The organism is Enterococcus sp. DIV2467a, assembly GCF_050532945.1.
GTDB classification, from domain to species: Bacteria; Bacillota; Bacilli; order Lactobacillales; family Enterococcaceae; genus Enterococcus; species Enterococcus faecalis.
Window position 1 is genome coordinate 1,429,278 of record NZ_CP172896.1, and the last position, 11,193, is coordinate 1,440,470.

Sequence of the window (11,193 nt, forward strand, 5' to 3'; positions counted from 1 at the left end):
GAAGAAATCGTTCTTAAGTCCTATGACAAATGATCAAAAACAAGGCATAATAATGCATGTAAGGAAAACACTATTGAGTGAAAAATTTGCTAAGGAGGCAATATCCATGAAAGAAAGAGAACGCGTATTAGAATTAGTGAAAAAAGGTATTCTAACGTCAGAAGAAGCGTTAATTTTATTAGAAAATATGGCAACTGAAAAAGATGAAAAACAAATCGAAAAAGCTGCTGAAAAAGTTGATACACAAAATATTGGAACAACAAATAAAGAAGATCAAGTCGCAGATTTAATGGATGCATTAGAAAAAGGCGAATCAGAAGGACCTACTGTTGATTCGTTTGAAGAAAATACACAGGACAGTGCAGAAAAAGATCGTGAAAACTTAGAAAGAATTCTTGATGAGTTAGCAACAAAAGCCAATCGTGCTTCGGCTGAATTGGACGAAGTCAACGCAGAAATTGCCGGCATCAAAGAAGAAATTAAAGAAGTCGCAGAAGAAATTGGAACATTAGATACAAAAGAAGAATTAGATGCATTGACAGAAGATGAACAAGTTCAACGAAAAGACTTGCACGTTTTACTTGCACAATTAGAAGAAAAATTAGCGACTCAAAGTACTGAAAAAACAGCACTGGAAGAAGAACTAAAAAACATTCGCAAAGAACAATGGAAAGGTCAATGGAATGATACAAAAGAAAAAGTTTCTTCTCAATTCTCTGAAGAGTGGAAAGATCAAGCCACAGATACCTTTAACCAAGTCGGCGGCAAAGTTGCCGAAGTTGGCGGCCAAGTGGGAGAATTCTTGAAAAAAACATTTAATTCTTTCAGTGACACCATGAATGATAATGTGGAATGGAAAGACATTAAAATGAAAGTTCCTGGTGTGGCAACAACTAAGTTTGAACATGAGTTTAACTATCCAAATCCACAAGCAAGTTTAATTGATGTCAAGGTAGCAAATGGTACCGTGGTTTTCAAAACTTGGGATCAAGAAGATGTGAAAGTCGAAGCAAAAATCAAATTATATGGTAAAATGGCAGGAGATTCACCAATGGAAGCTTTCTTAGAACGAAGTGACATTGATGTGGATGATGAAACGATTTCTTTCCAAGTGCCAAACAAACGGGTGAAAGCAGATTTAACGTTCTATTTACCAAAACGCACTTACGATCATGTATCTGTTAAATTATTAAACGGAAATGTCTTAGTAGAAGAGTTAACAGCGAAAGATGTTTACACAAAATCAACGAATGGGACGATTACGTTTAAAAAAATTGATGCAACTATGTTAGAAATTGAAGGCGTGAATGGTGAAATTAAAGTCCTAGAAGGAACGATTTTAGATAACATTATTGAAACAGTCAATGGTGATGTGTCTATTTCCGCGGCACCAGAAAGTCTAAGTGTTTCTCTGATTAATGGAGATATCCGCATTACAGCTAAAGAAAAAACGCTTCGCCGTGTTGAAGCAAGCTCTGCAAATGGGAATATCAAGTTGGCCTTGCCAAATGACTTAGGCGTTGAAGGGCAAGTGAAAACTAATTTAGGTAGTATTAACAGCCGTTTAACAGATATTGAAGTTGTTCGTGAAAAGAAAGATCGCGGCAATCAACAATTACATTTTAGACGTGTACTGGAAGAATCAATGGCTCAAATTAATGCTTCTACAACAACGGGAAGTATTTTCCTAAAAGATACGGATAAATAATTAATAATTTTAAGCTAGATGGGCTGACGAATCAGCCTTTCTAGTGTAAAATTTAGTAGACGAGGTGAAAACATATGAAAAGAAAACTAACAAAATCTCCGAATAACGTGGTTTTAACAGGAAGCTTAGCTGGGATTGCTGATTGGCTAGGAATTGACCCAACAATTATTCGTGTCGTTTATGTCTTGCTCAGCTTTTTCTCAGCAGGATTTCCAGGCATTCTCTTATACATTGCCTTAGCAGTCTTGATCCCTTCTGGAAGAACAGGAAGCGATCGCGGCTACGGCCATCAAAATCCTTATAATAGAAATGTTCGCAATGAAAATCCTTATGCTGCCAATAAAAAGCAACGTAAAGAAGCGGAAAAAATTGATGATGACGAATGGAGTGACTTTTAATGACATATTTTCAGCGATTGGTTGTTAATACACTGACATTCATTTCTTTATCAGTTGTTTTTCCTGGCATGATTCATGTGAGAGGCATAATGCCTGCAATTATTGCCGCCTTTGTTCTCTCAATCCTAAATATGTTGGTGAAACCAGTCTTAACAATCTTGTCGCTCCCATTTACTTTATTAACGTTTGGTCTATTTAGCTTTGTTGTCAATGCAGCGATTTTACAAATGACCTCGTTTTTTGTGGGGGAAATGAACTTTGGCTTCTCAAGTTTTTGGGCAGCGGTGCTAATGGCTGTAATTATGTCAATTGTCAATACGATCGTTACGGATCACAATTTATCTAAATATGAATAAAAAAAGCCTGAAGAACGTAGCATAAAATGCGTTCTTCAGGCTTTTTCGATGGTTAAATTTTCTAGGTGACATTCTGGATGGCGGCTGATATAGCCATATAAAATGTTTAAAAAATCAACTTGTTGCTTCGAGTAATGCTCAATTGTTTTCGGTGGTTTTTTGGGCATGATTTTTTTTGCTAGTTCAAGCGATGAATATTTTTGAAACGTTTGTTTAGTTACAACACGTGTTGCTACCACCAAGCCTTGGTAAATTAAATAGTATTTGATTTTTTTCTGAAAAGGTAACCACATCAGTTGCCAATCTCGTTGGTTAGCTTGACTAATTCGTTGATTTTGGTTTGCAAAGCGCGTCAGAAAGAGCCAATCTTCTTTGAGTTTTGCCGCTTTTTCGAAGGCTTGTTTTTCAGCAGCTTCTTGCATTTGTTGAGCAATTCGTTTGATTGGTTCTCGTCCTTGATTATGGAAAAAGTCGAACAATTCTTGTTGAAATAGTTCGGTCGGAATGGCACTCTCTTTTTGAAAGGTTTGATGCCAATAGTTGGTTGGGACGAGATCGTAGATACTATCCAAAATTATTTTTAAACGGTTTAATTTTCGACGAATCGAATAAGGACCAAAACAGTTCTTTTTAGTGGGAATATTTAAGAGTTTAATCTCTAATTGCCGCTCATTAACGGCTACCGATACATAAGAATATTGTTCATAAGCATTCATTTGGCGATTGTAACGCGGTCGATACTGTTGAATCAGTTGACATTCTAGGAGGAGCGCATCCAATTCTGTGTCAGTATGGAGAACATCGAAGTCTATAATTTGTTTGACTAAGCGCATCGTCTTTCGAGAATGTTGATTACTATTAATAAAATAGCTCGACACGCGATTTTTCAATTTTTTGGCTTTGCCCACATAAATAATTGTGTCGGTTGCGTCTTTCATTAAATAAACACCCGGTGTTAACGGTAGTTGATGGGCTTTTTCCTTTAAATATTCTTTCATAAGTTTCCTCTTTTCTTAAAAGGATCGGCTTCAAGTATACAAAGTTTTCTGAAATAGTCAAGTAACAGAAATAGCATAGGTAATTTCACTGAAAAATAGTTTCATTTTTTTGAAATATGATAATTCTAGGAATTATCTAGTGAATAGCTAGAAACTTGTATTTTTAAATGATAAAATATAACAAGTAGCAGAAAGGACTGACATTCGATATGACAGAAGTGGTAAAGATTTATCAACTGGTAGAAAATCTTTCTTTAGAAGTAGTATACGGAGATGAAGAAAGCTTAAATAGAACAATTAAAACTGGTGAAATTTCCCGGCCAGGTTTAGAATTAACTGGGTATTTTAATTATTATTCCCATGACCGTTTACAATTATTTGGGAGCAAAGAAATTACCTTTGCGGAACGAATGATGCCTGAAGAGCGTTTATTAGTGATGCGCCGTTTATGTGCGAAAGATACTCCAGCCTTTATAGTATCCAGAGGACTAGAAATCCCCGAAGAATTAATTACAGCAGCAAAAGAAAATGGCGTTTCTGTATTACGTTCACCGATTTCAACTTCCCGTTTACTAGGGGAACTATCCAGTTATTTAGATGGCCGTTTAGCTGTTCGGACAAGTGTCCACGGAGTTTTAGTTGATGTTTATGGACTTGGTGTTTTGATTCAAGGAGATAGCGGTATTGGTAAAAGTGAAACAGCTTTAGAGCTTATTAAACGTGGACATCGGCTAATCGCAGACGATCGCGTCGATGTTTATCAGCAAGATGAATTAACCGTGGTTGGAGAACCACCAAAAATTTTGCAGCATTTAATTGAAATTCGTGGTATCGGAATTATTGACGTCATGAACCTGTTTGGAGCTAGTGCGGTCCGTGGCTTTATGCAAGTTCAATTGGTCGTTTATTTAGAGGCATGGGAAAAAGACAAGAAATATGATCGTCTTGGTAGTGATGATGCAATGGTTGAAATAGCTAACGTTGATGTCCCTCAGATTCGTATTCCTGTTAAGACCGGCCGAAATGTGGCCATTATCATTGAAGTAGCAGCAATGAACTTCCGCGCGAAAACAATGGGCTATGATGCAACAAAAACGTTCGAAGAGCGCTTAACCCGTTTGATTGAAGAAAATTCAGGAGAATAGAAGGAGAAGATGTGATGATGTTAGCTCAAGTAAATTCAATTGCATTTCGCCTTTTCGGTATTCCCGTCTATTGGTATGCAATTATTATTGTTTCAGGGATTGCTTTAGCTGTTTGGCTAAGTAGTCGTGAAGCCGTTCGTGTTGGTTTAAAAGAAGATGATGTCTTTGACTTTATGCTCTGGGGATTACCTGCAGCAATTGTTGGCGCGCGCTTGTATTACGTCGCTTTTCAATGGCAAGATTATGTAGACAATCCGATTGAAATTTTCTTTACTCGAAATGGTGGCTTAGCGATTTATGGTGGTCTTATTGGTGGGGGACTGGCGCTGTTTTTCTTTACGCGTCATCGTTTCATTTCTACATGGACTTTTTTAGATATTGCCGCACCAAGTGTGATTTTAGCGCAAGCAATTGGTCGCTGGGGCAACTTTATGAATCATGAAGCCTATGGGCCAGCGACCACCAGACAATTTTTAGAAAATCTCCATTTACCAACGTTTATCATTGATAACATGAATATCAACGGAACGTATCATCAACCAACATTTTTATATGAATCTGTCTGGAATGTTTTAGGCTTTATCGTTTTAGTGTTATTACGCAAAAAGCCACACTTTTTAAAAGAAGGCGAAGTCTTTTTAGGTTATATAATATGGTATTCTTTCGGCCGTTTCTTCATCGAAGGCTTACGGATGGACAGTTTGTATGCGTTTAGTAACATTCGTGTCTCACAATTGTTGTCTTTAGTGATGTTCGTGGCAGCAATTGTTATTGTGATCGTTCGCAGAAGAAATCCCAATTTGAAATTTTACAATCGGGAGAAACAAAAGAAAAAAATAACAACTTCTTAATCCAACTTGATTGAAGAATATGGTAAACTAAAGAAGTAACGTTGTTTAGCGAAAGGAGAGTTTCACCGATGAAACAAAAAGTCGCTGTTTTAGGTCCAGGTTCCTGGGGGACAGCTTTAGCTCAAGTATTAGCCGAAAATGGACACGAGGTCTGTATTTGGGGAAATAAACCAGAGCAAATCGATGAAATAAATACAAAACACACCAACAAACATTATTTACCAGAATTAATCTTACCTACTTCAATTCAGGCAACCACTGATTTAGCCACTGCTTTAGTAGATGTTGATGCGGTACTGTTTGTGGTACCAACTAAAGCCATTCGTTCAGTAGCACAAGAAGTGGCCCAACATTTAAAAACAAAACCAATTATTATTCATGCAAGTAAAGGGCTCGAACAAGGTACACATAAGCGGATTTCAGAAGTGATAGCGGAAGAGATTCCAGCAGAAAAACGGCAAGGGATTGTGGTTTTATCTGGTCCAAGCCATGCAGAAGAAGTCGCTGTTCATGACATTACAACCATTACAGCAGCAAGCGAAAATTTAGCAGACGCTGTGTATGTGCAAGAGTTGTTTATGAATGATTACTTTAGAATTTATACGAATGATGATGTGATTGGTGTAGAAACAGGGGCGGCCTTAAAAAATATTATTGCTTTGGGCGCCGGAGCGATTCATGGCTTAGGCTTTGGTGATGATGCCAAAGCGGCAATTATGACTCGTGGTTTAGCAGAAATTAGTCGTTTAGGGGTTGCGATGGGAGCAAACCCATTAACATTTATTGGTTTAAGTGGTGTTGGGGATTTAATTGTTACTTGTACAAGTGTCCATTCTCGAAATTGGCGTGCGGGTAATTTATTAGGAAAAGGCCATAAGTTAGATGAAGTCTTAGAAAACATGGGTATGATTGTGGAAGGTGTTTCAACAACTAAAGCAGCCTATGAATTGGCACAACAACTAGAAGTTGAAATGCCAATCACAGAAACAATCTACAATGTCTTGTACAATGACGAAGATGTACAACAAGCAGCAAAAGAAATCATGTTGCGCGATGGCAAAACCGAAAACGAATTTACACTTGATTTTTAGGAGGAAAAAAGATGAAAGTTAAAAAGGCAGTTATTCCAGCAGCTGGGTTAGGAACACGTTTCTTGCCGGCTACCAAAGCGATGGCAAAAGAAATGTTACCGATTGTTGATAAACCAACGATTCAATTTATCGTAGAAGAAGCACTAGCTTCAGGAATCGAAGATATTTTAATTGTGACAGGCAAAGCCAAACGTCCGATTGAAGATCATTTTGATTCAAATGTTGAACTAGAAAATAATTTAAAAGAAAAAAATAAAACCGATTTATTGAAATTAGTCGAAGAAACAACGGATGTTAATTTACATTTTATTCGTCAATCCCATCCGAAAGGCTTAGGACACGCTGTTTTACAAGCGAAAGCATTTGTTGGCAATGAACCTTTTGTCGTGATGTTAGGCGACGATTTAATGGAAGATAAAGTGCCATTAACGAAACAATTAATGGATGATTACGAAGAAACACATGCTTCGACAATTGCGGTAATGAAAGTACCCCATGAAGATACTTCAAAATATGGTATTATCAACCCAGAAAAAGAAATCGAAAAAGGACTATACAATGTCGAGAACTTTGTTGAAAAACCAAAACCCGAGGAAGCACCAAGTGATTTAGCGATTATCGGCCGTTATTTATTAACCCCTGAAATTTTTGATGTACTTGAAAATCAAAAACCAGGCGCTGGTAACGAAATTCAGTTAACAGATGCGATTGACACTTTAAATAAAACACAACGCGTTTTTGCTCGTGAGTTTAAAGGAGAACGTTACGACGTTGGCGATAAATTTGGGTTTATGAAAACAAGCATTGAATATGGTTTGACTCATCCAGAAGTAAAAGATAATTTACGAGAATACATTATTAATTTAGGTGCTCAATTAGCGAAAAAAGAGCAACCAAAAGAAAAATAAATAAAAATAAGCGTAAAATTTCAATTCGTTAGAAGGAAATTTTACGCTTTTTTTCTTAAAGAAAAGGGCATGAGAATTTTATAAAATAAATTGTCATTCTTAGCTTTATGAGTTGTGAAAAATATAAGTTGGTGTTATCCTAAGATTATAAATAAAATTTCAGAGGGGAGTAATGATATGTCAGGTGGGGAAATTGCTGCCTTAATTGCAGCGGTAGCATTTGTTGTTTTAGTCATCTTTTTAGTACTTGTGTTATATAAAGTCTCTCAAGTTGTTTCAAAAATTGAAGATACAATTGATGAAACAAATACAACAATCAAAGTCGTGACTAGCGATGTGAATGTATTGAGTCGCCAAGTGGAAGGCTTGCTTGTTAAAAGTAATGAACTATTGACAGATGTGAATCAAAAAGTGGCAACGATTGATCCGTTGTTTACGGCCGTTGCTGATTTAAGCGAAAGTGTCTCTGAATTGAACACCTCAAGTAAACATTTGATTACAAAGGTAGGAACCGTAGGGAAAGGCACAGCGAAAGCTGGTTTAGTGAGTAAAGTAGGCGGTTCTGCTTTTAGAGCAATGCGTTCAAAAAATAAAAAAACAAATAACTAATTGGAGGAGATTTTTATGGCTAAAAAAGGCGGATTTTTCTTAGGAGCAGTAATTGGTGGAACAGCAGCAGCCGTTGCCGCATTATTACTTGCACCAAAATCAGGTAAAGAATTACGTGATGATTTATCAAATCAAACAGATGATTTAAAAAACAAAGCGCAAGATTACACAGATTATGCTGTTCAAAAAGGAACAGAATTAACAGAAATCGCAAAACAAAAAGCCGGCGTTTTATCAGATCAAGCCTCTGATTTGGCAGGTTCTGTCAAAGAAAAAACAAAAGATTCATTGGATAAAGCACAAGGTGTTTCTGGCGACATGCTTGATAACTTTAAAAAACAAACAGGTGATTTATCTGATCAATTTAAAAAAGCAGCTGACGATGCTCAAGATCACGCAGAAGATTTAGGTGAAATTGCCGAAGATGCAGCAGAAGATATCTATATTGACGTTAAAGATTCTGCGGCAGCGGCCAAAGAAACTGTTTCTGCTGGTGTCGATGAAGCAAAAGAAACCACCAAAGATGTTCCTGAAAAAGCTGCAGAAGCAAAAGAAGATGTTAAAGATGCAGCGAAAGACGTAAAAAAAGAATTTAAAGGGTAACAAGCGTTTAGCTTATGAAAGTTAGCAACGGATCGTGTTGCTTTTGTTCAGCGGCTTACCTTAAAATTTAGAAATGAGGCCATCAGTCCGGTTGACTGATGGCCTCATTTTATTTTTATGCTATTCAATAATTTGCAATTCTTTGGTTGTCTTAGTGAATGGTTCGGAGCCTGTTTTGGTTACGTGTAAACAATCTTCAATACGAACGCCTACTTTTCCAGGAATGTAAATACCGGGCTCAATAGAGAAACACATACCTTCTTCAATGACTAAATCATTGCCATGAACCAGCGATGGGTATTCATGGACAGTGGTTCCAATGCCATGGCCTAAGCGATGGTTAAAGTATTCACCATAACCAGCTTTTGTGATTACACCTCGAGCAATATCATCTAATTCGCCTGCTGTAACACCAGGTTTCACCGCTTCAGTTGCTGCTAATTGTGCTTCTAAAACAATTCCATAAATTTCTTTTTGAAAATCAGAAGGTTCCAAGTAGCTGACTGTTCGTGTGGCATCACTACAATAGCCATTATGAACGACACCTAAATCAAATAACACTAAGTCATGGGGCTCAATTTTTGTTTCGCCAGGTACCCCGTGAGGACTAGCTCCGTTTTTTCCTGTTAAGACTAACGTATCAAAACTCATCGAGCGAATACCTTGACGTTTTAATTGATACTCGATTTCTGCAACAATTTCTTGTTCCGCAACGCCTGCTTGAATTGCTTTGAAGCCAATCTCAAAAGCGACATCCGCCCAACTACCAGCTTCTAGTAAACGTTGAATTTCAGGTTCTGTTTTAATTAATTGAAGTTTTTCAATTAAAGGCGTAACATCATGCGAAAAATCGCTAGTTGGGAAATAGGTTTTCAATTGATCGAAACGAGCTAAAGAAAGAGCTTGTTTTTCTAAAGCAAAGCGTGGTGTGCCTTGTGTTCGTTTATTTAATAAAGCCGCAATTTTTTCCCAAGGATTTTCGCTATCTAAATAACCATAAACGGGATAAGTCCAACTACTCTTTTCGGCATCTTCGACTTCCAATGCAGGTGTAAATAAAAATGATTGATCGTCCGCAGCGATAAACAAAGCTAACACGCGCTCATGAGGTTCGCTTTCGTAACCGGAAAAGTAAGCGATATGACCAGGATCACTAATATAAGTGAAGTCAATCTTTTCTTGGTGCATCCAATTTTTTAAATCGGCAATTTTTTCTTGATTCATAAAACATCCTTCTTTCTTTTATTCTGAAGTGAATCACAGTACTATCATAACATGAAATGACAAAAAGTTCCTTTTGAAATGGAAAGTAAATTTTCATGAAAAAACGATAAAACGGTTGCAAAAATAGAAGAATTTTGATATTCTAGGCTAGGAAAGAAATGTAAACAGTGTTTTCAGAAAATGAGAACAAATTCATATTTATAGGAGAAGAAACATGGAAAAACAAACAATTACAATTTATGATGTTGCTAGAGAGGCAAATGTATCTATGGCTACTGTTTCTCGTGTTGTCAATGGTAATCCCAATGTAAAACCAGCAACGCGTAAAAAAGTCTTAGAAGTGATTGATCGCTTAGATTACCGTCCTAACGCAGTCGCACGTGGTTTAGCAAGTAAAAAAACGACAACAGTGGGTGTCATTATTCCAGATGTTAGTAATGCATTTTTTGCTTCATTAGCACGTGGCATTGACGACGTGGCTACAATGTATAAATACAATATCATTTTAGCTAATTCAGATGGAGACGATCAAAAAGAAGTTACTGTATTAAACAATTTACTTGCCAAGCAAGTAGATGGGATTATCTTTATGGGTCATCGCATTACAGATGATATTCGTGGTGAATTTTCACGTTCAAAAACACCTGTTGTCTTAGCAGGTTCCATTGATCCAGACGAACAAGTTGGTAGCGTTAATATTGATTACACAGAAGCAACGAAAGATGCAACAGCGACTTTAGCGAAAAATGGGAACAAAAAAATTGCTTTTGTTAGTGGTGCATTAATCGATCCAATTAATGGTCAAAACCGAATGAAAGGCTACAAAGAAGCTTTAGCGGAAAATGGCTTGTCTTATAATGAAGGCTTAGTTTTTGAATCTGAATATAAATTTAAAGCAGGGATTAATTTGGCTGAGCGTGTCCGTAATAGTGGGGCAACTGCTGCCTTTGTTACAGATGATGAGCTAGCGATTGGTTTATTAGATGGGATGCTAGATGCTGGTGTGAAAGTTCCAGAAGAATTTGAAATCATTACAAGCAATAACTCATTGCTTACAGAAGTCTCTCGTCCACGTCTATCAAGTATTACACAACCTTTATATGATATCGGTGCCGTGTCAATGCGCTTATTAACAAAACTAATGAACAAAGAAGAAATTGAAGAAAAAACAGTTGTTTTACCTTATGGAATTGATCAAAAAGGTTCAACAAAATAAATTGAATTAAACGGCTAAACAAAGAGCGGTAACTCTTAGTTTAGCCTTTTTTTGATACTTAAAAATGAGCCAGAAAAATACGTTTT

12 protein-coding genes are annotated in these 11,193 nt (G+C 36.9%); 10 read left to right on the top strand and 2 right to left on the bottom strand.

All coding sequences use genetic code 11. The features are described 5' to 3' along the window. Positions 1 to 106 precede the first annotated feature (106 nt). The 3 genes from liaX (at position 107) to IGL80_RS06680 (ending at position 2,462) form a co-directional block, all read left to right on the top strand. A complete protein-coding gene (gene liaX, locus IGL80_RS06670; protein ID WP_002360155.1) occupies positions 107 to 1,708 on the top strand; it encodes a daptomycin-sensing surface protein LiaX in 1,602 nt (533 codons plus the stop codon). A gap of 74 nt (positions 1,709 to 1,782) precedes the next feature. Beyond that, a complete protein-coding gene (locus IGL80_RS06675) occupies positions 1,783 to 2,106 on the top strand; it encodes a PspC domain-containing protein (RefSeq protein ID WP_002357306.1) in 324 nt (107 codons plus the stop codon). Then, the gene (locus IGL80_RS06680; protein WP_002357307.1) at positions 2,106 to 2,462 is read left to right on the top strand and encodes a phage holin family protein; all 357 of its coding nucleotides are present in this window, start codon (positions 2,106 to 2,108) and stop codon (positions 2,460 to 2,462) included. Before IGL80_RS06675 ends, IGL80_RS06680 begins: the two co-directional genes overlap by 1 nt. Positions 2,463 to 2,497: 35 nt before the next feature. Here IGL80_RS06680 and IGL80_RS06685 read toward each other — a convergent pair whose 3' ends face one another. Then, positions 2,498 to 3,460 (bottom strand): GIY-YIG nuclease family protein, encoded by a 963-nt coding sequence (locus IGL80_RS06685; RefSeq protein WP_002360156.1) that lies wholly within the window; start codon positions 3,458 to 3,460, stop codon positions 2,498 to 2,500. 209 nt (positions 3,461 to 3,669) lie between these two features. Here IGL80_RS06685 and hprK point away from each other — a divergent pair, with 209 nt between their 5' ends. From hprK to IGL80_RS06715, 6 genes are all read left to right on the top strand, one after another. Continuing rightward, positions 3,670 to 4,605 (top strand): HPr(Ser) kinase/phosphatase, encoded by a 936-nt coding sequence (gene hprK, locus IGL80_RS06690; protein ID WP_002357309.1) that lies wholly within the window; start codon positions 3,670 to 3,672, stop codon positions 4,603 to 4,605. A gap of 17 nt (positions 4,606 to 4,622) precedes the next feature. Continuing rightward, a complete protein-coding gene (gene lgt / locus IGL80_RS06695; RefSeq protein WP_002381830.1) occupies positions 4,623 to 5,456 on the top strand; it encodes a prolipoprotein diacylglyceryl transferase in 834 nt (277 codons plus the stop codon). A 68-nt stretch (positions 5,457 to 5,524) separates the two neighbouring features. Continuing rightward, the gene (locus IGL80_RS06700) at positions 5,525 to 6,547 is read left to right on the top strand and encodes an NAD(P)H-dependent glycerol-3-phosphate dehydrogenase (protein ID WP_002360158.1); all 1,023 of its coding nucleotides are present in this window, start codon (positions 5,525 to 5,527) and stop codon (positions 6,545 to 6,547) included. Positions 6,548 to 6,558: 11 nt separating this feature from the next. Continuing rightward, positions 6,559 to 7,455 (top strand): UTP--glucose-1-phosphate uridylyltransferase GalU, encoded by an 897-nt coding sequence (gene galU / locus IGL80_RS06705; protein WP_002360159.1) that lies wholly within the window; start codon positions 6,559 to 6,561, stop codon positions 7,453 to 7,455. A gap of 177 nt (positions 7,456 to 7,632) precedes the next feature. Beyond that, the gene (locus IGL80_RS06710; protein WP_002357316.1) at positions 7,633 to 8,064 is read left to right on the top strand and encodes a DUF948 domain-containing protein; all 432 of its coding nucleotides are present in this window, start codon (positions 7,633 to 7,635) and stop codon (positions 8,062 to 8,064) included. Between the two features lie 15 nt (positions 8,065 to 8,079). After that, a complete protein-coding gene (locus tag IGL80_RS06715) occupies positions 8,080 to 8,667 on the top strand; it encodes a YtxH domain-containing protein (RefSeq protein ID WP_002381831.1) in 588 nt (195 codons plus the stop codon). Positions 8,668 to 8,787: 120 nt separating this feature from the next. Here IGL80_RS06715 and IGL80_RS06720 read toward each other — a convergent pair whose 3' ends face one another. Then, positions 8,788 to 9,891, bottom strand: coding sequence for an aminopeptidase P family protein (locus IGL80_RS06720; protein ID WP_033599615.1), 1,104 nt, complete (start codon positions 9,889 to 9,891; stop codon positions 8,788 to 8,790). Between the two features lie 214 nt (positions 9,892 to 10,105). Between IGL80_RS06720 and ccpA the strand changes: the two genes are divergently transcribed. Next, complete coding sequence (gene ccpA / locus IGL80_RS06725) at positions 10,106 to 11,107, top strand: catabolite control protein A (RefSeq protein ID WP_002357319.1); 1,002 nt, start codon at positions 10,106 to 10,108, stop codon at positions 11,105 to 11,107. Positions 11,108 to 11,193: the final 86 nt, after the last annotated feature.